The sequence below is a fragment of the Halodesulfovibrio oceani subsp. galateae genome, assembly GCF_055397225.1.
Window position 1 is genome coordinate 1241693 of record NZ_AP042453.1, and the last position, 22269, is coordinate 1263961.

Annotated in this window: 15 protein-coding genes; 11 read left to right on the top strand and 4 right to left on the bottom strand. The window is 44.4% G+C overall.

The window, feature by feature from the left end; translation table 11 throughout:
* The first annotated feature begins 10 nt into the window (after positions 1-10).
* Together ACZ5V1_RS05715 and ACZ5V1_RS05720 are read left to right on the top strand one after the other, a co-directional pair.
* Positions 11-1732, top strand: coding sequence for a hypothetical protein (locus tag ACZ5V1_RS05715; protein WP_464391018.1), 1722 nt, complete (start codon positions 11-13; stop codon positions 1730-1732).
* Position 1733: 1 nt separating this feature from the next.
* Positions 1734-7712, top strand: coding sequence for a hypothetical protein (locus ACZ5V1_RS05720; protein WP_464391019.1), 5979 nt, complete (start codon positions 1734-1736; stop codon positions 7710-7712).
* Between the two features lie 64 nt (positions 7713-7776).
* Here the strand turns inward: ACZ5V1_RS05720 and ACZ5V1_RS05725 are convergent, their stop codons facing one another.
* Positions 7777-8133: a hypothetical protein gene (locus tag ACZ5V1_RS05725; RefSeq protein ID WP_464391020.1), complete on the bottom strand. Its 357-nt coding sequence runs from the start codon at positions 8131-8133 to the stop codon at positions 7777-7779.
* Between the two features lie 66 nt (positions 8134-8199).
* Between ACZ5V1_RS05725 and ACZ5V1_RS05730 the strand changes: the two genes are divergently transcribed.
* The 4 genes from ACZ5V1_RS05730 (at position 8200) to ACZ5V1_RS05745 (ending at position 11931) form a co-directional block, all read left to right on the top strand.
* The gene (locus tag ACZ5V1_RS05730; protein ID WP_464391021.1) at positions 8200-9885 is read left to right on the top strand and encodes a hypothetical protein; all 1686 of its coding nucleotides are present in this window, start codon (positions 8200-8202) and stop codon (positions 9883-9885) included.
* A gap of 1 nt (position 9886) precedes the next feature.
* Positions 9887-10360 (top strand): tail fiber assembly protein, encoded by a 474-nt coding sequence (locus tag ACZ5V1_RS05735; RefSeq protein ID WP_464391022.1) that lies wholly within the window; start codon positions 9887-9889, stop codon positions 10358-10360.
* A 61-nt stretch (positions 10361-10421) separates the two neighbouring features.
* Complete coding sequence (locus ACZ5V1_RS05740; RefSeq protein WP_464391023.1) at positions 10422-10631, top strand: hypothetical protein; 210 nt, start codon at positions 10422-10424, stop codon at positions 10629-10631.
* Entirely contained in the window at positions 10588-11931 is a 1344-nt protein-coding gene (locus tag ACZ5V1_RS05745; RefSeq protein WP_464391024.1) for a radical SAM protein, read from the top strand. The genes ACZ5V1_RS05740 and ACZ5V1_RS05745 overlap by 44 nt, the downstream gene beginning before the upstream one ends.
* 101 nt (positions 11932-12032) lie before the next feature.
* Here ACZ5V1_RS05745 and ACZ5V1_RS05750 read toward each other — a convergent pair whose 3' ends face one another.
* Complete coding sequence (locus tag ACZ5V1_RS05750; RefSeq protein ID WP_464391025.1) at positions 12033-13142, bottom strand: tyrosine-type recombinase/integrase; 1110 nt, start codon at positions 13140-13142, stop codon at positions 12033-12035.
* A 315-nt stretch (positions 13143-13457) separates the two neighbouring features.
* Between ACZ5V1_RS05750 and ACZ5V1_RS05755 the strand changes: the two genes are divergently transcribed.
* The 5 genes from ACZ5V1_RS05755 to ACZ5V1_RS05775 all read left to right on the top strand — a co-directional run bounded on the left by ACZ5V1_RS05755 (position 13458) and on the right by ACZ5V1_RS05775 (position 17767).
* The gene (locus ACZ5V1_RS05755; RefSeq protein WP_464391026.1) at positions 13458-14342 is read left to right on the top strand and encodes a tyrosine-type recombinase/integrase; all 885 of its coding nucleotides are present in this window, start codon (positions 13458-13460) and stop codon (positions 14340-14342) included.
* 400 nt (positions 14343-14742) lie between these two features.
* Complete coding sequence (locus ACZ5V1_RS05760) at positions 14743-14976, top strand: ParA family protein (RefSeq protein WP_464391027.1); 234 nt, start codon at positions 14743-14745, stop codon at positions 14974-14976.
* Between the two features lie 127 nt (positions 14977-15103).
* Entirely contained in the window at positions 15104-15421 is a 318-nt protein-coding gene (locus ACZ5V1_RS05765) for a ParA family protein (protein ID WP_464391028.1), read from the top strand.
* Entirely contained in the window at positions 15363-15722 is a 360-nt protein-coding gene (locus ACZ5V1_RS05770) for a hypothetical protein (protein WP_464391029.1), read from the top strand. Before ACZ5V1_RS05765 ends, ACZ5V1_RS05770 begins: the two co-directional genes overlap by 59 nt.
* Before the next feature lie 671 nt (positions 15723-16393).
* Entirely contained in the window at positions 16394-17767 is a 1374-nt protein-coding gene (locus ACZ5V1_RS05775; RefSeq protein WP_464391030.1) for a sigma-54 interaction domain-containing protein, read from the top strand.
* A gap of 117 nt (positions 17768-17884) precedes the next feature.
* Here the strand turns inward: ACZ5V1_RS05775 and hpsH are convergent, their stop codons facing one another.
* Both hpsH and hpsG read right to left on the bottom strand, forming a co-directional pair.
* Entirely contained in the window at positions 17885-18805 is a 921-nt protein-coding gene (gene hpsH / locus ACZ5V1_RS05780) for a (2S)-3-sulfopropanediol dehydratase activating enzyme (RefSeq protein WP_464391031.1), read from the bottom strand.
* A 71-nt stretch (positions 18806-18876) separates the two neighbouring features.
* Positions 18877-21351, bottom strand: a complete 2475-nt coding sequence (gene hpsG / locus ACZ5V1_RS05785) for a (2S)-3-sulfopropanediol dehydratase (protein WP_464391032.1) — start codon at positions 21349-21351, stop codon at positions 18877-18879.
* Positions 21352-22269: the final 918 nt, after the last annotated feature.

Sequence of the window (22269 nt, forward strand, 5' to 3'; positions counted from 1 at the left end):
AGGAGTTCACATGGTTAAAATACCCACCGCTAGCAGGCAATCACAACTTTCAGATGCACCTGTAACAAACCTCCAGCAAGGTGCTGCATTCGGGCAAGGTATCAACGCGCTTGGGAGAGTGGTACAGCAAATCGGCGAGAAAGAGCGTACGCGGCAAGATAACGATCAGTTTTTAGCAGCAAGAACGAAGTATGATGCGTGGAATCTTGAGTTTGAAACACAGGCTGCACAGAGACAAGGGGAATCTGCTGCGGGGCTTACACGCGATTTTCAGCAGGCAGAGCAGGAGAAGTGGCAAGAAATTTCCTCCGACTTAACCCCGCGTGTTGCACATGCTTTGGAGCAGCATCGTGGTGGGCAGTTGGGCAGCAAGAACAAGCTCCATGCCTTTGCTGAACATCAAGGACAACTCACCGTTGCTAAGAATAACTTTACCGGTTCCATGGCGGTGCTCAAGCAGGAGATGCTTGATAGTCCGTATGACATCGATACCCATGTAGCTAAAGCAACGCAGAACTTCGATCTGGCTGTTTCCTCTGGCGCGGTTCTCCCCTCGCAGCGTGAGGTGTTCATGGTTGAAGTTGCAGGCATGAAGAAAACAGCATGGCAAGCTTTGTACGACCAGGCTCCGGAAGAAGCTTTGAACCAGACAGAAAAATATGGCATCAGTGGTTCCATGAAGGCTGTCTATGCTGAGAAGCATAAGGACAAGGTTACATCAACGCAGAGTCTTGCGATTGCAAACGAGCTTGCTGGTAACGGTAAAAGCTTAAAAGAGAACCTTGATTACGCGCATGAAAAGTATGCGGATAATCCTGCATTGCATGACAAGGTCGTGCAGCGGTTAACCCTAAGAAGGGCTCAGGAAGAAAGTGCGCTAGCTTTGGAACTGAAGGAACAAAAGGAAACGCTTTTTTCTCAGCTGGCTGAAGCTGGACAGGATGCGGATAGCATTCAGGAAATAATTTTTAGTGCTCCTATCGCCTTACGGGATGATCTACGCAAGATGGGAGAACGCCAACTTACGCCCAACAAAGATGTCATCACAAACCCAAAGGCATTGCTTGAAGCTGAAGAGTACATTTTTAACGGTACGATCTCGTCTGAGTCTCAGCTTCGAATGGGGTACTACATGAAGCTGAACGATACTGATTACGACAGGCTGAAAAAGCAACTTGCAGGTAAGCGCAAAGGCGAAGTTCCCAAACTGACAGAGGGAGAGATTAACCGTTATTTGGCTGAATTTGAAATTTACAAGGACATGGAAAGCCCAAAGGGGATGAAGCGGTACAATTTTGCCCGTGACTTTGTCCGAAATATTTTTGAACGCGAGAACCCGACTACTCGCCAAGAAAAGAATGTCGCTATGGCAAATGCGTTGAGAGAACTACTTCAAAAAGGTCGCGCAGAGGATGCAGGACGTTTGTGGTTTGATGAAGAGGAAACATACCTTGATGCGCAGATTAATGGGCATGACAACTGGCGTATGTTTGTGCCGGAAGAACATAAATCAAGTCTTAAACAGACCGCGCTGATGACAGGCTTTAAGGCTCATACAGGTGAAGCAGAACGTCAGTTCTACGAAATTTGGCGGCCTGTATACGAAAAGGTTCCGAAGGGCGATCTTGTGAAAATTATGCAGGGGTTAAAAAAACATAACAAAACAACCGAGCGTCCAAAGCTGATTACGCCTCAATCTGTTCTCAACGTCTACCGCACCAAAAGAGGATAACATGCTCGAATACGATTTCTCTGCTGCTGTAGATGCCCCTAAGCCAACTTCCCTGATGACTGATCAAACCTCAGTTGAGAGTGATACAGAGTATGACTTTTCAGCTGCTGTTGATGCGCCGCCTTTTTTGCCTGAAAATATTTTGCAAAGCCTAGTGGAAAAGAATCCGGATATGGTTGCTCGTTCCCAAGAGCTTGCCCGTAAAATGGAGCTTCCCGCAGAGCTTACTGAAAATACCTATTCTGAGTTGAAAAAACAGGATGCTGTAGAAAAATTGACTTTCGACCTTCAGCGTTCTGGTTTGAAAACACAGCAGTTTATGGGTGTTTCTGAAAATGTAGCAATTGCTCATGATGATGTGCTTGAGCTTGGAGAAATAGAGGAGAGCGGCAGCGCGTTTACGGCGTTGGCTCGTTCAGGTGGTCGTGCTCCATTTACTCTCGCGAGGTTTGGGAATCAGGCCATGGCATATTTTTATGGTGCCATGGATACTGCTTCAAAAGATATGGAGAAGCTTACAGGATTTAAGCGCGGGGGCATGTTTGGAGAAGGGGAAAAATATTGGTTAGCTCAATCAAAGTATATCGAAGACGAATGGCTTAATTCTGAAACGCTTGCAATTCCTGAGCGTCTTCAAAAATCGTTGTGGGATAACCCGCAGCTTTTAATGAGTCCAGAGTATCTTGTTACGCAGGTTGGTGAAGCCGCTGCTAGCATGTTGCCAATGGTTGCAGCATACGTTGCAACAGGCGGCAGTCTCGCTGTTCCTTCTGTGATTGGTGGCCTGCAAGAAGCTGCATCGTTGTACGAAGACCTTATACGCGATGGTGTGGATCAGGCTGACGCAGGTACAGCTGCAACCAGCTTCGGTGTTGTTGTGGGTTTGTTAGATAAGCTTGGCTTAAGCAGAATTACGAAGAAGATTGCTACGAAAACCATCATGCAAAATTTGACACGACGCGCAACTGGTGGTGTTGCTGAGGGCTTTACAGAATATATGGAAGAACCGTTTCAAGCGGCGTTTTCTGCACTTGCAAAGGGCAAGGACATGGACGGTGTTGTAAAAGATGTAGTTGCCAGTTTGAAGAATGTTGATGTGATGACAGGGGCGTTCATTCTAGGTGCAGGGCTTACATCCCATGTAGATAAAGCGGCAGATAGAGTTGCAGGAATTGCCGCAGATGCAGTGCATGGAAAAGAAAATGCCACCCATTTAAGAAGGCTTTCAGATGCAGTTGCAAACAGCAAACTTACAGAGCGTTCAAAGAAAACGCTGGGCGAATTTGTGGACTCTGTACTGCCTGAATCTGCCAAAGAGCAATTTGTTGATGCTAAGCAGTTTGCGACACTCTTTCAAGAAGCCATAGAGAATGGTGAGGATGTAGCTTCCCCAGAGGAAGTGCTAAGCCGTTTGGGAGTCTTACCGGAAGTCTTTCAAGAAGCCTTTCAGCAAGAAACGGTTATGCCTTTATCAGTGCCTACCGTTATGCAAAATCTTTCCCAAAATGAGCGCGAGCTGCTTATTCCCCATTTAAAATCCGACCCTCTTGCGATGTCTGAAGCAGAGACAGTGCAGCTTGACCTGCAAGGCGAAGCAGAGCGTGTCTTTTCTGAGTATCAGCAAGATACAGAAGTTACGGAGGCACTGGAAGTCGAGCGAACTCGCATAACTGAAGGGCTTATAAAACAAGGGGTACAGAAGGACGCTGCCGCGTCTATGGCTGCTATTCCTCATGCTTTCGCACAGAGTTATGCCTCGTACGGGCTGGATGGCGTTGATTTTATGCGTCGCATTCATATGGGAGAGGTCTCGGCCGAACTTGGAGTGTCCCAACCGACCAGCCTTGAGGGGAATATCGAGAACACTTCGCCCCTACAATTCGACTACGAAGAAAGTATAGCTGACGCTACAGATGAAATCAAAACCGAACTGAACCAAGGGCAACGCGGTTCTCTCTCTTTTCTTCCAGATAACGACTACTTAGTTAAGCTTGCAGCAACGGCTGATCGCTCTACGTTTATACACGAGTGCGGGCATATATTCCTTGCAGAATTGTCCCGTATGACAGGGCAGACACAAGTGTTTGACCAGAATGTTTCCTCTCCGGCGCTGGATAAGCTTTCAGTAGAACAGGAACGTCTAGGCCATACTATGAGTGCAGGGCTGGAAGATTCTCTTTCTGCTGTTAACCCTAAAGGTCAACCATACAAAGATGTGGTTGCAGATTGGGAAAACAAGGAAGAGGGCTACCGGATAGGCACCATTGAGAAAGATTATGACAACGCTCAGTACGATAACGACGCGGCATACGAGAAAGAAAAGGCTACTCTTGCACAGGTAATTGAACCAGACGCAACGGCAGCAGTTCCACCGCAGTTACAGAAGGATATGGATGTGCTGCGTAAGTGGATGAAGGTGAAAGACGGTGAGGCGATAGCTACCGTTCATCATGAACAGTTTGCCCGTGGCTTTGAAGCGTACCTTCGTGAAGGTAAAGCCCCATCTTTAGAGCTTGCTCAAGTGTTCCATAGGTTCCGCCAGTGGCTCGTCGCGATCTATAAGAACGTAAAAAGCCTGCATGTTAACTTGAACGATGAAGTTCGGGATGTGTTTGACCGGATGCTGGCAACAGACGAGCAGGTTGCAGAGGCCAAAGACCGTAACGAGCAGGCACAGTTGAACCTTGGCCTTGTAGAACAGCACATGGATATCGATAAATATGATCGAGCGACCATAGAAGAATGCCAAGCTGAATCCGACCGTGAAGGTATTGCAGCAATAGATAGAAAAACACAACAGGACAGAAATAAAAGATGGAAGCAATCCCTAGAAGATGCACGGGCAGTTGTGGAAAAGGAACCTGTGTATCAAGCTATTTTATGGATGAAAAAACGTAAGGGCTTGGATGAAGCCTACATGCTTGAGTACTATGGTAAAGATACCGTTCAGGAGCTTCGTCGTAAGCATCGGGGGTTGATTAAGAAGAAAGGTCAGCATGGTGATGATGCTGCAACAGAGCATGGATATGATGATTCAGACGCGATGGTGTACGCAATGGTTGATGCGTCGTCTTTTAAAGAGCGCGTCGAGCAAGTTGCTGAAGAGTTCTTTCAAGAAGATGAAGGACACATTGATATAAACGGTATTGTGCTCGCGGGAGAAGCTCGTGGAGAATATCTCGAAAAGTGTAGTGCGTTATTTGCCAAAAAGAGTCGAAGTCGAACTTACAGCCCACGAGAGTGGTTGCGTAGAATTGCAAAAGAACAAAGTGGTGCAACCAAGATTCGTGACGCAATGCGATATGATACACACCAGCATACAATGCGTAAGCATACCAGATTAGCTACTGAGATTTTAAAGAAAAAAGTGCTTGAAGCTAAAGATTGGGATGCAGTTCAATTCCATTTTGAAAAAGTACGTATGGCTCATGAGCTTGTTTGTGAAGCTATGCGAGTACGCGAGAGCTCAAAAGAAACAGCTAGTCGCATTAAAAAGTATGCAAAGAACAAGTCCGGTCTTGATTTCCATTACCGTGATCAAATCAGGGCAATTGCACAGCGTTTTGGTTTGGTTGGAAAATCTCTCTATCCTCAAAATCCCGAACACATGAGTAGCTTAAAAACACTGCTTGCATCAGAAGAAGATGTTAGCGGCGTGCCTCCTTCCTTCCCTGATTGGCTTATTGAAGGAACAGCTCCGATTGATTGGAAAGACTTAACCGTTGATGAGTTTCGCATGGTGAATGACTTGGTCCAGCATCTCAACCATATGGGGCGTGAAACTCGTAAGGAAAACAAGGCGGTTTCCAAGGAGCGTGTTGATAATGCCGCTGAAGCTGGTGCTGAAGGAGCGCAGAACTCTACACGCAAGCTTTATGAAAAGGGTACGCTAAAGCGTAAGCTTATGGATGCGAAGGATAGCGTTTTAGCTTCACTTGATACCTTGCAGTATCTGCTAGCTACCTTTGATGCTGTTAATGACACAGGCAAGAACGGTGAGCGCGGGGTAAACATCAGATTGCTTTTCGATCTACTCGTTGGTGCTCAAAATGAAAAGACACGAAAGTGGGCTGAGATGCAGGCAAAAATAAAACCTGCAATGCTTCATCTTCGTAGGACTGCAAGAAAGTGGGAAGCGCAGCACGGTAAAAGCTTTTCTCGCATCAAGTTAAACGCTGAATTACGGGATGGAATTCATAAGGAGTTGAAGGGGCAGATAAAAGAAGGGGCTGACACGTCACTCGGCGATGCACCTTTTTTAGAGCTTGCTGTTCCAGACATCATGCAGCAGGACGGGCGCAAATGGACTCCCGATGCAATCTTAGGCTTGATGTTTCATACAGGAACTAAGTCAAACCTCGAGCGCGTTTTTGCTGGATACCCAGAACTGAAAGAGGGGCAAACTTTAGCATATTTAAAAAGTATGCTTACCCACAAAGATTGGGATGCAATTCAGCAAATCTGGGATGCCATCGATAGTCTGTATCCTGAGCTTGATGCAGTCCATAAGCGGCAGAACGGCTTTCATATGACGAAAATTGAAGCACAAGCGTTTGGTATTGAGCGCGGTGGTAAAATTAAGAAGTATGCCGGCGGATACTACCCAGCGATCTACGACAACACTTTGCCGCAGACTCAATTTGTAAAGCAGTACACAGAACATGAAGACTTGATTTCTCGTGCTGAAGCCATCAACCAAACTCCTGCAGCACGTTCCGGATTTACTCAGGGGCGCAAAAATAAAGCCCCGGGCTTTCCGTTAAAGCTTTCTGTAAACGTAGCTGTTGAGCACTTGTATGAAACTATCCATTACACAACGCACGCGGAAGCTCTGCGTTTTGTTGATCGTGTTACTAAACATGAAAAGTGGGAGAAAGCGTTTAAGCAGGTGATGGGCGAATCTGCGTATGATGCTGTGCGTGGTCACTTAAAAGCGATTGCACGGCCTGAAAGACCCGTGCGCGATATCTGGCAGCGTATTGGGGAGAACCTGCGAACCGCTGCGACTCCTTTCATTCTTGGCTGGAACTTTGGCGTTGCTACAAAGCAGGTGTTTTCCCTTCCTGGTGGTGTGCATGACATTGGTATGAAAGATTTTTGCAACGGACTGAAAACTCTCATGTCCTCGAAAACACGAAAGCGAATAAAGGAGATTCATGCACTGTCACCTTACATGAGTGATCGCGCTAATTCTATGGACAGAGAGCTTGGAGATTTGGCGAAAAAATTTCGTACCGATGTGCGGACGGTTGAAGTTTTTGGCAAAGAGTTAAGCCATCAGGATGCAATTGATCTAGGTTTCTGGCCTATCCGTATGGCTGATATGGCAACTACCTACGTGCTGTGGGTCTCTGCATACGAAAAGGCTATGAACCAAGGGAAAGACCCAGAGCAGGCAGTTTTCTATGCGGACGATATTATTCGCAAGTCTCAGCCTTCCTCGCAGGCCATAGATCAAACCATGTGGCAGCGGCATCAAGGCGCAATGCGTATGCTCTCCATGTTTCAGACATATACGGTCCGAACTTTTGGCGCACGTCAGCGGCATCATTACAGGGCAATGAAGGCCGGGAAAATGACGAAAGTAGAGTACGCCAAGTATGTTCTGTACGACCAGATTTTCCCACCTATCGCTATGCAATTGGCCTTTGCGCTTATGTGGGGCAACGCGCCAGACCCGGACGATGACGAGGCCGTGATCGATTACTTGCTCGATATGGGCGCAGGAGTAGCAGGGTACCAGTTTGCAGGCATCCCGCTTGTGTCCGGTGTGTTTTCATCGTTTGACGCTATGCAGTCACCAGCTGCAACGGGGCCTGAGCTTGTGCAGCGCTCCTTGCGGCAGGGTTGGGACTTTTTCGAAAATCCGGATGAATCCAGCACGGAAAAAATGCTGTGGTCGCTGTTCCATCTTGGTTCCTACGCAACCCGTGTCCCTGCCTCCCAGCTCGACGCTACAAGAAAGGCATGGAGCAACTAGAGAGCGGCGAGGGTACGATCATCAACCCACTAATTCCTGAACCTAGCAAATAAATTATGCGTGGCTACTTGATGATGCTTCTATGTTTTTCAAGATCTGATTTCGCGGATTCTAGATCGCTTGAAACATCATCAACTGCACGTTGTGCCCCTTTTTGTACAGCGTTGGCTAGATCTTGAGCGTCAGAGTTCGCTTCGCGATTTACGCAATTGATATAGCTCTCTACTTCCGAAACGTAGGCGTTAAAATCCTTAACAGCAGAGTTATACGAGTCTACATCTGAAACAGTAGAAGAAGGTTTGTGGGGTTTTGAACACTTATGTTTCCAGTCGACAGATGAGTCTACATCTTGAGTTCCAAATGTGCCTGCATAGGTAGGCACAGCGTAACAAATTAAGAAAATAAGCAATAAATATCTCATGCGGTACTCCTTAAAAAAATATTTTAAAATTTTATCACAAACTACGGAAAGGACAAGGTGGATATCATGTTAGAGAACAACAAAAACGCTGTGACGGTTATCTACTCCGGCGGTGATATTCAGGTTCCGTTTCTTTTTTACGATCAAGATGACCTTGTGGTTTTGTATGAAATCACGCCGAAGGCATTGGGGACGGACTACACTGTTACCGGGGCCGGTAATGAGGTAGGTGGCAAAGTTACGCTTGTTACCCAGCCTGAGAATGGGACTCGCGTAACTGTGATCCGGAAGGTGGATTTTATCCAGCTGCTCCAAATCCCTGCAAACGGGATTATTCCTGAAGGTGCATTAAACCGTGCGCTTGATCGTATCGTGATGATGATTCAGCAGCTTGAAGAGCAGGCTGGGCGCGCTGTAACTTATCCAGAAGGTACAACAAAGGATGACGTCGCAAACGCTGGCGAGATGTTGGATTCAATCGACAAGGCGCGTGCAGACATCAACAACGCCGTGAATGTTGCCGGTACAACTTTGAACACGGCAAATGAAAAGCTTGGCGAGATTAATACAGTAAGCGCGGAAAAGCTTCAGGACATGACAGAGAAGCAGCAAGTAGCAAAAGCTGAAGCAGATCGCGCAAAGGCCGAAGCAGATAGGGCGCAGCCTCTTCCTATTGGGCAAGTCATTCATGGTTTTTGGAAGACAGCCCCAGCCGGTACACTTGCCCTAGTAAAAGCACAGTGGCCTATCGCCGGATTTCCTGACCTGTGGAATAAAGTGCTAGCCGAGGGCATGGCGGTTCCAAAAGCAACTTATGACGCAATCAAAGCTGCAAAGGGTTCGGTGGGCTTCTACGGTATCGACGATGATGGGGTGTCTTTCTGGACACCACATTACGCCTCGGACATTTATGTTGTCCCTGCGGACAACGGTACGGCTGGGACGGAGACAGGGGATATTAACGATCCGTCTTTGCCTGCAATTGTTGGTGAAATCAACTGGCAGCCTAGCTACGGTCTTGTGAATGCTGGTTCAGTATGCTCCGGTGCTCTCAAACCTGGGGACACTGTTTTGCCTAACCGCTTAGGTAACGGGACGGCCTCAGCAACACGGAGTATAATTTTCGATGCGTCACTTTCCGATGGTATTTATGGAGCAGATGGAGATAGCGCGGTAAAAACAAAACGGGTGCACCTTCTGTACTGTGTTGTAGCTTACAATGCCGTTGTACCTGCTTCAGTAGCGGAAATGGTTGAGCTGTTAGCAGGTGTTACACAGATAAAAACAGACAACCTCGCTTTGAAAGGTGCTACCCAGTATGTACTGCTTGAAGAGCGGCAGCCTTCTAATGTAGGCGGTGGCACTAGCAGTGTTGGCTGGAATGATAGGGCTTTTAATACCGAACCAGTCAATACCATCGAAGGAGCTGTATTCGATCCTAGCGACGGAACATTGCGGCTTCCTGTTGGGCGCTATTGGTGTGAAGCTTTAGCAATGGCTTATAATGCAGGTTCCAACAAGATTTGTTTGATAGCGCACACACAAAACCCGACTAAGCTCCTTATCGGCTTTTCCTGCTATGATCAGAGTGAGGCACAGCTAAGTGGTCGCATCGTTTTGACCGAGCCAACTACAGTCTCTATATCTCATTATTTTGGGGCTAGTAAGGCTTCTAATGGCTTAGGCGTCCGATCTATTATTCCTGATATCCATGAACTCTATGCCCGCTTACTTATAAGGAAGGAGAGTTAAAATGGCTTTGCTCTATTTGAACAAGAAAGACCAAGTTAAGAGTACCACTGATGATAACCCTCTTTTTAATGATAAGAGTATTGGGGTAGGTCGTTGGGTGCAGGTGGAGGATTCTGTCTGGATTGCCAATCAGGGTAATAATAACCAGATTATTGATGGTGTGTTTATTCCTAACCATATACCGGACGTACAATACTGGCTTAACGAGGTAGAGTATACGCTCAAGCATCCTCACACGTTGCCGGAAGGTGCGACCTTTGAGAAACCTTCAGGGATTTCAGCACGGGAAGAACGCGAACTGCGCGACAAACTACTTAGTTTATCCGATTGGGCAGTGCTCCCAGATGCTCCATTAACCGATGCGCAGAAACAAGAATGGCAGGCATACCGACAAGCCTTGCGGGACATCCCGCAGCAAAGCGGATTTCCTGAGTTTGTGGTTGTGCCGGAAGAGCCTACAAAAGTAATTGTATAAAAAAGATGCTTTTCCTTCACGTAATTGATATAATTAAGCAAATACCTATAAGGAGAATAGTATGAAAATTTCAATTGATGTAAACGAGCTTATCAAAATTATTGATGGTGAGTTTAATGACGAAAAAGTTCAGAAGATAGTAGGTAAACATGTTTTGTCAGTTGCTTCTGCGGAAAGCCCGGAACTTAATGATTTGTTAGAGACAAAAGAAGTACAAGGAACTAGCGATGAGTCAAGTAGGTTGGGTCGCTGCTGTCGCGGACGAGTATAGTTTGGGAGTAGCCGAAAAGACATCAAGCTATAATACAATAGCTAAATCTCCCGATGACAAGTTCGGTTTGCTGTTTAACTCTTTGTCGGGGAAACTTGTTCAGTTTCCAATTGCTGAATTGAGTGTTGTAAAGCATGCACTTATGTCCGAAGATTTTACTCTCTTGAAGAGTAGGCTCAAAAATTTACTGAGTTCGTGTGGCGCTATTATTCTCAATGATGTTGATGAGCTCTCTGTTATCCAATACAGATATGCTGAGGATATTGCTGAGCCAGAACTAATTCTATCTATTATGACCACATTACAATGTAATATGTTTTGTCATTACTGTTTTGAGCAGCGTCGAAATGTTAAGTTAGATGACAAAAAATGTTCTCGTATTGTAGAGTTCATTGAGAATGAATTAAAGACGAAAAAATCGTTTGGGCTAGATTGGTATGGTGGAGAGCCATTATTAGAAGCTGATTTGATTTTGAAATGGCAAAGCAGTATTCAACAGCTATGTCTTGAAAAGAATGTTACAACATCATTTTCTATGACCACAAATGGCTATCTCTTAGAAAGATCACTTTGTAGGCAGTTGGTAGAAGCTGGTATCTCGACATTTCAAATTACATTGGACGGCCCTCATGAAGTTCATAATGCTCGACGGCCAGTAAGAAAAGATTTGCCCACATCGTTTGAAACAATTCTAGCTAATATTAAGTACGCCTCTACAATTGCAGACATAAATCTCCGTATTAATATTGATGCAGAGAATATTGATTCTATTGCAGAGCTTTTTGACGTGCTTAAAGCAGAACAAGTAGATTTGTTAAAAACAATTACACTTAAAGCGATTGTTCCTGCACAAGGTGTGTCAACAGATACCGTAATTTCTGCATCAAGCTTTTTTAAAAGAATAGAAGAGCTTCACAATTACGCACTAGAGAAGAAGTTGAATGTTTACCTCGAACCAACGACTGCTTCCTCATTCTGCTGTGTAAATAAAAAGAACCAATATATTATAGATCCAGAACTTGCCCTTTATAAGTGTGCAGATGCATTTGATCCTGAGAAAGAGGCTATTGGTTGGATTGACGACCATGGGCGAAAGCATTTGAACGAAAAACTGAAGCAATGGGAACCAGCATATTTTATGAATGATAGTAATTGTCTTAAATGCAAATACTTACCGCAATGCTTCGGTGGGTGTCTGCTGAAGCGCGTCACTCATAAGAGAGATTGGTGTCCAGAAGAGAGTTATGATTTGGAAGGGTATACCCAATTACTTTACTTGCACCGCATTGCTAGGTCATAGGGTGCTAGATCTTTAAAGGAGCTTTTGCAAAAAGCTCCTTTTTTATTAGCTGAGGATGGTTGCATCGAACTATAATTTATGATTTTGCAAGTAATATGAACTTAAAAAATTCTGTTGATAGCATCTCTTCTGGCATCAGGAATTAGCTTTGCATAGCGTTCCGTCATGGCAAGAGTTTTATGCCCCATGAGATCGCGGATAGTGAGAATTGGTGTACCGCGTAGAGCCAGCCAAGAAGCAAAGGTATGTCGCAGAGTGTGAAAGGTTACTTTCTGCCTCCGGTCGGTGACTCCTTCGTTGAAGAGGTCGTTTGCAATACGTTTGAAGGTGGTAGGTACGCCAGTATGCTGTTTGCCGTACTGATTAAGGAATACAAATTCATTAGCGGGGCGAGCATATTCTTTCAGCATTTCATGGACAGCATCGGACATAAAGGCATCACGGGAAGTGTAGTTTTTAGTCGTATTTTCTTCGCCAGAGGCTACAACATGGATAAGGCGTTCTTCGAGGTTTACGTTTTGCCACCTAAGCGCACGAATTTCACCGAGGCGCATGCCTGTATGAAGTGCCAGTAATGCCATGTCATGCGCTGGAAAGCTGCGTCTGTGGAGTTGCTTCAGTAGTTCTTGGGCTTCGTCCTGATTTAGAAAACGAATGCGCGCAGAATCGAATTGTGGCTTTTTTACCCGTTTAACAGGATTCTCTCCACGCCACAGGCCAAGGTCGTTCATTTTATTGTAAATGCGGGAAACAAGAGTAAGGGCGTGTTTAACCATTTGCGGGCTTTTGCCAGCTGCAAACATATCTGTTTTTAGTTTTTCAAGATCAATAGGGGAGACTTGCGAAAGTTTGAGGTGTGCAAAGCGGTCAGAAAGGTGATTTCGGTACATGCTTTGGTCATTCCGGTACCGTTTTGTGTTGGCGAGAATCCACTGCTCGAAATGTTTCCATGCAGTTGTTACGGTCATTTCAGAATCAAGAATTTCGTTTCCGTGCCGGACTTCTCTTACTCGTTTGCCTCGAATGTCACGGGCGATTTCGGCATTGTAGCCTTCAGAGAGCCAGCCGACTTTTTCAGAAACAAGTTTGCCAGATTTATTGCGAAAGAGTATTTCATAAGACTTGTCTGGTTTACCGCGATATCGTCTCTTGCTAGACTCACGATAATAGATGCCCTCAAAGCCTTTTTTGGTGATTTTTACGCGCCGCATTACTGCTCCTTTTTGTCAACAAAGTGTCAACATGGGGCGCAATATAATGCAATTTGGCAATGTGTGGCAAGGTGGTAACTTGTTGAAAATAAAAGAAATGACAAGTAGTGGGGAGGGGTGAAAAAGAGTAGAAAAACTCTCCTAAGCGGCAGGCCACAGGTTCGACTCCTGTCAGGCGCACCATTCTCTCTCTAAGAGATTCTAGAAAGTTCTTGTTCTACAAGGACTTTTTTTTATGGTTAACGAAATATTGAATAGACATAGTTTTTGCTTCCGAAAGTTTCAAGTTAAATCTTTAAATTCGGGGGCAAAGATATGAATAACACACTAGAATTCGCTTGGAACCTGTATCGCGACCTAAAACTTTCTTCCGTCCGTAAACCGAAAACTGACATCCGAGTGTGGGAAATGCATATTGCTCCCTATTTAGGTGCCAAAGAGTTGGGTTCTGTCAAAAGTATTGACGTTCTTCTCTTACGGAAAAAAGCAGAAGCAAAGGGACTTAGCCCGCAGTCTGTTCATCATGTGTTAGGGCTGCTCCGGAGAATTCTCCGTCGAGCAATTCAATGGGAAGTATACCCAGGCCCTTTACCAATCTTTGATATGCCAAGAGTTAATAACGATAGAACACGGTTTCTCACAAGAGAGGAATCAGTGGTTCTATTAGCAGAGCTAAAACGCCGCTCTGAACTCTGGCATGATCTAAGCCTATTCGCACTATCTACCGGATTACGCTCCGGTGAAATTTTCAATTTACTTCCTGAACATATCAATCTTTCAGCAAAGACTGTTGCCATTGTTGACACGAAGTCGGATAACCGTGTCGTACCTCTCAATGGAGCTGCTCTGCAAATTGTTGAAAAGTATCTAGCCCGTAATACGGGATCGTATCTCTTCACTACAGTCTATGGAAATAAAATCGTGTTTGCCGGAAAGCTCTACAGAAGAGCCGTAGAAGCTTGCGGCCTAAACAACGGCATCCAAGATCGTCGTCAGCGCGTTGTCTTTCATACGCTACGTCATACATTCGCTTCCTGGCTAGTTCAAGGAGGCACTGCGCTCGTTGTAGTAAGCCAGTTACTCGGACACAGCGACATAAAAATGACTATGCGTTATGCCCACTTAGCTCCCCATCAAGGGCAAGAAGCAGTAGCTTATCTAAATGACTATATGCAAAATAGCGTAACGTCAAGATTGTAATTGGAAGAAATAGTATTAAATTTTAATATGTTGTATGTGATAGACAGAGATAATTAGTGATAGAGAATGATAGAAAGTAATAGGGAAGAATAAGAGAGAGCGATAGGCGTGTGTGCCTATCGCTTTTTTGTTTTAGTCACCATACAGGGATTGTGAGAAGAGAATCGAGTACAGTACGACCTGGCTTATCACATAACAGCACAGTTAATTCGTTGCTAGGTTTTCTTATACTCTAAGTTAAGAAGTCATTTATGTTGATTTTCCGATAGTTATCTTGTTAATGCGATGTGAGTGCTCACGCACAATACACAACTTTGCAATAGGAGAAAATACTTATGGCTACAGCAGTGTCTTTCATCAACAGGAAGGGTGGGGTTGGGAAAACAACACTCCCTTTAATATGGCTTGGCATTGTGCATACAACGCCAATCTCAGAGTCCTTGCCGTTGACCTCGACCCACAAGTAAATTTAAGTCAATACGTTATGGGAACAAAGAAGTATAAAGAAATGCTTGAAGACCCAGAGCAGAAGACTGTCGTTGATGTGTTTGAACAGTTTTCTGCTCCGACCCAGTACATCGGCTCACCAACACGCATAAAGCCTGAAGATGTGATCTGTAATGTAACGGACTGAAATGATGGCAGTAAAATTGACTTAATCCCCTCCAGACTGGAGTTAGCCGTTACCCTTAGAAACCCTACAGAAAAGGCTAATCACCTCCCTAAACTGCTAGCAGACGTTCAATCAGTATGACCTCATTATGATAGACTGTGCTTCTACTGAGTCAATACTGACAAAAGCTGCATATTTATCAAGTAGGTACGTCCTAATTCCTGTACGCCCAGAATTCTTAGCAACCGTAGGTCTCCCGCTTTTAGCTAGATCTCTTGATGAGTTCGACGTAATGAACAAGGATCAGCTTCAAATGGCTGGAGTATTGTTCACGTATGGTGGGCGAAGTGGGCCGTCAAAAGAGCAAAAAGCCTCTTGCCGCGATGTTACAGCCTTAGCCACAAAGCATGACTGGCCAGTATTTGATAATAAAATTTACAGATCAGACCTCAATCAGCCTACTTGATATAAGAGAAGATAATCCAGAAAGGTACCAAACACTTTTGCCTTTAGATAAGGCCCTGCGTAAAAGTGAAATTTTGAAGGGTATTTCAGAGCTTAGAAGTTTTGCAACAAAGTTTGATAAATTTTTTGACACTAAGAAAGATCGAAAAAGTATTATACCAGCCTTAATTAAGCTCCTTGTAAATCTACCAAAAGATGAACTCGAGATAACCCTTAAGGAGATTTATCAAAACAATTCTCCATCCTTACGTGAAGAAGAAGGATACTTAGGGTTGGCTAAATCCATTATGGGGAAAAGTTGATTTGGCGGCTATCTTCTCCAAAAAAATTGGCTTGCTGATTTCTTTCAGCGGGCCATTTTACATCATCAATTAAATTTCGCCAGTACCAGAAACCTACTTAAAACCAACGAGTAAGCGGGCTTACATGGGAAAAATTGACATTCCTTCTGTCAACGACGAGTGTCAGAGGGCTATTGTATTTCGGTATCAGAATACAGCTTTCCCTTGAGCCGGAACGCGCTCACGGCAAAGTTCAGCACTAAAGACATTCTACCGCTAAGGTCGTGGGAACGTAGGCTTCCCCCCAAAGTTGTTGGAATTTTGATAAGGTTAAAGAATGTAAGCAAGGTGTGAGTTTTTATGCTTTTCATATTTCCTGTGTCTATGTGCATTCTCTAATGCCCTTATAAGTAAAAGAATAAACAGGTTTTGTTAGATATCACACCTGCCTTTCACGCAGGCGACAGGGGGGCAAATCCCCTTGGGGACGCCAAGCAATTTGAGCTCTTACACGAAAGTGTAAGAGCTTTTTTGTGTTCAAATTTTGAGTGGGACGTTTTTAGCTAAGTAGCGTCTGATGTTCTTTACTTGTCCTTCTAGAATCTGCGGTGTAATTTTTGCACTGGAAACGTAGGTGGCTTAGCGCAAAGAAATCACGATGTGGATACACTTAGCTAGAAGGTTGGTGGAGAATGTTGGAAAAGCTTTACAAACAGATCATTGAAACTTTTGAAGAAGCTATTTCCATTTCTGACCCAGATGGAATTATCCTTTATTTGAATAAACAGCATGAGAAGTTGACAGGAATCCCTGCATCGGAGCTGCTTGGACAATCTGTGCATGAGTTAGTGCGTAGAGGTTTATTTGATGTTGTTCTGAATCCTGACATTGTAAGAACAAAGCAGCCAGAGACGCGTGTCCAACACCTTGCTAACGGGCGAAAGGTTGTTCTTGATGGACAGCCTGTGTTTGGAAGCAGTGGAGAAGTCGAGCTTGTTGTTACATCTTTGAGGGATATTACGAAGATAACAGAACTGGGTGAGCAGATGGAGGCGCAGAAAGAACTGCTTGAGACTTATCTCAAACTTGATGACGACGAATGCAATGCCGAAAGATTTCCGCCTGTCGTGCAGAGCAAGCCGATGAAAGCTTTGTATGGGCAGCTTGGAACTATTGGAGAAACAGACGCTACGGTATTGATTCTTGGGGAAACAGGTGCAGGCAAGGATATTTTTGCTCTCAGGCTGCATGCTGTAAGTGACAGAAAAGATAAGATTTTTGTAAAAGCTGACTGTGGTAGTATGCCAGAAAATTTGATTGAAACTGAATTATTCGGTTATGCTCCAGGTACATTTTCTGGCGGAAACAGACAGGGAAAAATTGGGCTGATAGAGGCAGCGAATGGCGGCACGTTGTTTCTTGATGAGATTGGTGAACTGCCCATGAACATGCAGACTCGATTATTGCGGGTTCTGCAGGACAAAGAGATTGTCCGTGTTGGTGCGACAGTCCCGCAACCAATAGATGTACGTATTGTTGCTGCAACCAATAAAGATTTAGAAAAAGAAGTTGCTGAAGGCCGCTTTAGAAGCGATTTGTTTTATCGTCTCTATGTTGCGGTCGTAACGATACCTCCTCTTAGAAAACGAAAGGCAGACATCCTTCCGCTGGCGCGAAACTTTTTACAGTATTTTTCCTGTAAGTATAATCGCGATATCTCTTTTGCCCCTGAGGTTGAATCAGTATTTTTGAAATACAGATGGCCCGGCAATGTCCGTGAACTTGAAAACCTTGTGTTAGGGTGCGTCGTTACATCAAAAAAGGGAATCATAGAACGTAGTGATTTGCCTGTCTCTGTAACGTCGTCTATTGTTGATATGTCAAATGATTCTAGTGGATTGGTTTTGAATCTTCAAGGTAATACGTTAAGAGAAGTGCTCGATAACGTGGAGCGACAAGTTATTCTTGATGGTATGGAACGACTTGGGAATATTTCGGAACTAGCACGAGAGCTTAAAGTAGATAGAACAACGGTTTTTCGTAAGTTAAAAAAATACGGTAAATAAGAAAATCCAGCACAGAAAATTCTGTGCTGGATTTTTTGCAATCACAGTAAGGATGAGTTTGTACTCCATAATCTAGGTTGAAGGAAGGACGAACTCATCCTTACAATGCGCTATTTTTTATCGATTAAAAGACAGGTTAGCTTCAGCCTCAAGTGGGCGAAGGGTTTTCATGGTTTCAGGTGCAAGTTTGATATTTTTTAGTGGGTACTTCATACCAAGAAATTCGTATTTAGACTGCCCCATACGATGATACGGTAGCAACTCATAAGAAATGTTTTTTTGCACTGGTAACAGGGCAATGATTGCCTGAATATGTTCGGGTGTATCGTTAACTCCTGGAATGACAGGCGTCCGGACTAATATAGGTAACTCTGGAAAGTGGTACAGAACATTTGCAAGGTTTGTCAGAATTCTGTGGTTGCTTGCTCCGGTGCCTTTTTTATGCACGGCATCATCAGCGCATTTAACATCAAAAATGAGTTCATCCAGATAAGTGCATGCTTCATTTAGATCACCCCAATGACAGTAACCACACGTTTCCATAGCAGTGCGAATCCTTCTGCGTTTTGCTTCTTTCAGTAGCCCAATGGCAAATTGGGGTTGTGTCATCGCTTCCCCGCCACTTAGCGTCATTCCCCCCCCCGAACGAGTAAAGAATACGGCTTCTTTTTCAACCTCATCAATTACTTCAGTAACGGACTTACGTTCGCCATAGACCGTCAACGCATTCGATGGGCAGCTTGCTGCACATGTGTGGCATCGAACACATTTGGATGGGTCAATGCTGACGAGATGATCTTCTGTTGAGAAGATCGCCTGCTGCGGACATGCCTTGATACAGCGGGTACATTTTTCAGTAGTCAGGCATTTTTTTATATTAAATGCCAGTTGTGGTTTTGCTAATTGAGACTCAGGGTTACTGCACCAAGTGCAACGTAGCGGGCAGCCTTTAAGGAATACGGTAGTACGTATTCCTGCACCATCGTGAACTGAAAAATTCTGAATATTGAAAATGTAACCGTCGTTTTGAGTGTTCATGTCATGTCTCCAAACTAGCAAGTCGTAATCAAGTAAGGAGCAGGCATCACTGCTCCTTACTTGTTGGGAAGTTAGATTTCATCGTGCCCAGTTCTTTCAATAATGTCATTCTGAAGGTCACGGGAAAGGTCACAGAAGTAAGCAGAGTAGCCTGCGATGCGAACCAGCAGGTTGCGATAGTTATCTGGTTCTTTCTGGGCAGCGAGAAGTGTTTCGTGATTGATGATGTTGAATTGAATGTGCCAGAGGTGGAGGTCACACCAAGTTCGAATCATATCCACGATTTTTTGTGTGCCAGCATCACCTTCAACACTTTTCGGTGTGAGTTTAATGTTGAGGAGACGGGATGCACGGTTTTTCATTCCACGGTTTTTAGAATGGTAGTTGGACATAAGCACAGCAGTAGGGCCGTTGTGGTCTGCGCCGTGTGATGCGGAAGTGCCATCAGATAGTGCCGTCCATGCAAGACGTCCGTTGGGAGTAGCGGAAACGACTTTGCCGAACGGTACGTGTGATGTGACAGGAACGTAACGTACGTCGTAACTGATACCGCGTTTTTCAGAATACTTTGCAGCATAGGTTTGACACGCTTCGTCAATTTCTTTGGCAATAGAATCTACGTATTGGTTATTGTTGCCATAACATGGTGCTGAACGCAGCAGCTCGCGAACATCTTCTTTGCCTTCGAAGTTGTCTTTAAGCGCTTCAACAACTTCTTTCATGGTGAGTTTTTTATCTTCGAATACGAGCTTTTTGATTGCTGCAAGGGAATCGACAACCGTGCCATAACCTAGGAACTCGAAGTATGAATATTCAAGACCGCCTTCAATGTATTGGGATTGAAGATCCTTGCCTTCCTTCATACACAGGTCGTGCATGACGGATGCGAATGGAGTTGCAAAATGATGAGGGCGTATTGAATCTACAATAAACTGCTGACGGAAAGCCTTCACAAGAAGGTTTCGTTGCTGTTTAAGATAAGCGTTGTAGAATTCATCCCAATTCTCGAATTTATTTACGTCACCAGTTTCGAGACCGATAATTTCATCGCCGTATTTAAGCATACGACCATTGTACATGGTCATTTCTATTGCAGTCGCAAAGTTGATGTATGGGCAACCGGAAGTGTAGGTTTCGCTGTTAGGTAGACGAATTTCGGTGCAAGCGGAAACGGAGTAGTCCATCGCTTGATCGTGAGGAGCGCCTTTTGAAGTGTAGAGAGGAATTACTTCTTCATCGTTAATCAGTTTAGGGAAACCGGAACCGTCTTTAACGGTAAGGGCAATTTCCCAGAGAAATCGTTCTGGTGAGCGAGCGTGAATACGTGCCGCGAGATCCGGGTAGTTCAGTGGGAATTCGCGTTTAGACTCAAGGAGAAGGTAGCTAAGCTCATTTGTTGCATCTTCTCCTGCTGCGGTCTGACCACCGATAGTTACGGCTTCCCAGTGAGCGTAGCCTTCGTTGAAATCGTTACCCGTCGGGTTGATGTATAAATCAATGAACTGTGCCATTTCAACCCACATACATTCAAAAAGCTCAACAGCTTCTTCTTTAGTGATGACACCTGCTTTGATATCTTTTTTGTAGAATGGGAACAGGTACTGATCCATGCGGCCATTTGAAATGATTGCAGATGCTTTTTGTTCAATACGAGAGAATAGCTGAACAAACCACTGGGACTGCATAGCTTCACGGAAGTTGCGTGCCGGGTTTGCAGGTACGTGTTCGCAAATGTCTGCCATGAGAAGCAATTCTGCTTTACGTTTTTTGTCTGTAATTTCTTCAGCCTGTTTGCGTGCAAGATCTGCATGGCGGCGAGCCCAATGCATGATTGCGTCACAAATGATGACCATTGCTTCGTAGAACGGACGTTTTTCCCATGTTTCAACAGGGTCTTCTGCGTCAAGCTCGTTCATACGGGCAATTGCATCTTCTTTAATACCATTAAATCCAAGTTTCAGTACTTTGTCGTAATCGTGTACCCATTGGAGAGCAGAGCGGTAGGAAGATGATTCAGATACGACAAATTTGGAGCGCAGACCTTGATCGTCGTTGTATGTAACGCCACGCAGATCGTCTGGCAGAGCACCGTTAAGGTGCTCGTGGTAGGTTTGCCCCTCCCAGTATGTAGCGATTTCGTTTACGATGATTTCTACTTCTTCCGAATCAATTTTGAATGGAGATTTTTTACGTTTGTCCAGTCCACGAAGGCTGGTTGCGTAAAAATCACCGTCAAGTTCAGGGTAGAGGATGCCGTAACGTCCCTCTTTACCGGCACGGCCTGCGATGAGCTGATTTGGAGTAATGTATACAGTCATTTTCTCAGCACAGTTCATTAAAGCTTTTGCCCAACGAAGTACCAGAGGCTGGCTCTCTGTTTGTTTCATGGACTCTGTGAAAAAGCGTGCGCGTTCAATATCAATATGTGGAGTTGTCATGTGGAAGGTATCAAGAATACTGTATACGCGCTCACGACCTTCACGTGAATCAATGTTTTTTACGATACGTTCTTCTTGTGGGGAAAGACAACAATCGAATCGAGTCATGGTTTCCTCCTGAGGGTGGTCTGTAAAATAAATATAGTGGTAACCCAGCGCTGAGTTGGCACATGTATATTGGAGCTGCGTGCAGTGTGTATGTCGAATAAAGCAATAACAATGCCACCGATTTAATATCTTGAAATATATGATGAAAGTGAAAAGACGTGAAGATGTGCATGGCTAGTTGCAATGAAAAAACTATTGCAGACGTGCAATGGTTTTGATGTTTTATTCTTTTATTTTAAGTCATTACAATGTGTATTGCATTGCTGCTACTCGTGATTTGCTGCAATGCATGTGAGTATTAATTTATAGCTGAGAGATGTTTTTCCTTAAGAATGAAGTTCTGACTGGAAAATAATGAAAATTGTACTGAATCATTTGAAAATGGGAGAGAGCGGATGGCTGCTTTTGTGGCTTTGAGCTTGAAACAAAAAAATGTGGCAGAGTATATAATGTTAAATGTGGATTTGGACATTTTTTGGTGAGGCGTATGGTCAGGTCGGGATTAACTTGATTGGTGATATGTTGTTTTACAGTGGGTAGTTCAGAGCTGATTTCTGCAATGCGCTTTAAGAGTATAAAATTTGGATTTACCGGCGGAGTTATTGGAGCAACTGTGCTGTTTGAATGCAAAAAACCTATTAAAGCTCTAGTAATCAGGCGCATAGGTCATAAAAAAAACAGAGAATTTTTCTCTGTTTTTCTTTTTTTGTTTAGTGAGTACCTGTTCGCAAATACAGGAGTTGTGCACCACTGCAACAGTGTGCTGACTTTACTGAAAAGCGGCTGTGCGCGTTGATATTCAAAAACTTTTCAACACAGAACATAGTATGGAGAAGAAAAGTGCTGCATCGGTGCAATAGTTGATGCGAATTGCATATAGTAAGGTTTATCCCCTATCCGCCTGTACTTCCATTTAAT

Excerpts from the sequence above, each read along its gene's own strand:
- ACZ5V1_RS05715 (WP_464391018.1), top strand. The coding sequence starts at position 11 with ATGGTTAAAATACCCACCGCTAGCAGGCAATCACAACTTTCAGATGCA.
- ACZ5V1_RS05720 (WP_464391019.1), top strand. The coding sequence starts at position 1,734 with ATGCTCGAATACGATTTCTCTGCTGCTGTAGATGCCCCTAAGCCAACT.
- ACZ5V1_RS05725 (WP_464391020.1), bottom strand. The coding sequence starts at position 8,133 with ATGAGATATTTATTGCTTATTTTCTTAATTTGTTACGCTGTGCCTACC.
- ACZ5V1_RS05730 (WP_464391021.1), top strand. The coding sequence starts at position 8,200 with ATGTTAGAGAACAACAAAAACGCTGTGACGGTTATCTACTCCGGCGGT.
- ACZ5V1_RS05735 (WP_464391022.1), top strand. The coding sequence starts at position 9,887 with ATGGCTTTGCTCTATTTGAACAAGAAAGACCAAGTTAAGAGTACCACT.
- ACZ5V1_RS05740 (WP_464391023.1), top strand. The coding sequence starts at position 10,422 with ATGAAAATTTCAATTGATGTAAACGAGCTTATCAAAATTATTGATGGT.
- ACZ5V1_RS05745 (WP_464391024.1), top strand. The coding sequence starts at position 10,588 with ATGAGTCAAGTAGGTTGGGTCGCTGCTGTCGCGGACGAGTATAGTTTG.
- ACZ5V1_RS05750 (WP_464391025.1), bottom strand. The coding sequence starts at position 13,142 with ATGCGGCGCGTAAAAATCACCAAAAAAGGCTTTGAGGGCATCTATTAT.
- ACZ5V1_RS05755 (WP_464391026.1), top strand. The coding sequence starts at position 13,458 with ATGAATAACACACTAGAATTCGCTTGGAACCTGTATCGCGACCTAAAA.
- ACZ5V1_RS05760 (WP_464391027.1), top strand. The coding sequence starts at position 14,743 with ATGGCTTGGCATTGTGCATACAACGCCAATCTCAGAGTCCTTGCCGTT.
- ACZ5V1_RS05765 (WP_464391028.1), top strand. The coding sequence starts at position 15,104 with ATGATAGACTGTGCTTCTACTGAGTCAATACTGACAAAAGCTGCATAT.
- ACZ5V1_RS05770 (WP_464391029.1), top strand. The coding sequence starts at position 15,363 with ATGACTGGCCAGTATTTGATAATAAAATTTACAGATCAGACCTCAATC.
- ACZ5V1_RS05775 (WP_464391030.1), top strand. The coding sequence starts at position 16,394 with ATGTTGGAAAAGCTTTACAAACAGATCATTGAAACTTTTGAAGAAGCT.
- hpsH (WP_464391031.1), bottom strand. The coding sequence starts at position 18,805 with ATGAACACTCAAAACGACGGTTACATTTTCAATATTCAGAATTTTTCA.
- hpsG (WP_464391032.1), bottom strand. The coding sequence starts at position 21,351 with ATGACTCGATTCGATTGTTGTCTTTCCCCACAAGAAGAACGTATCGTA.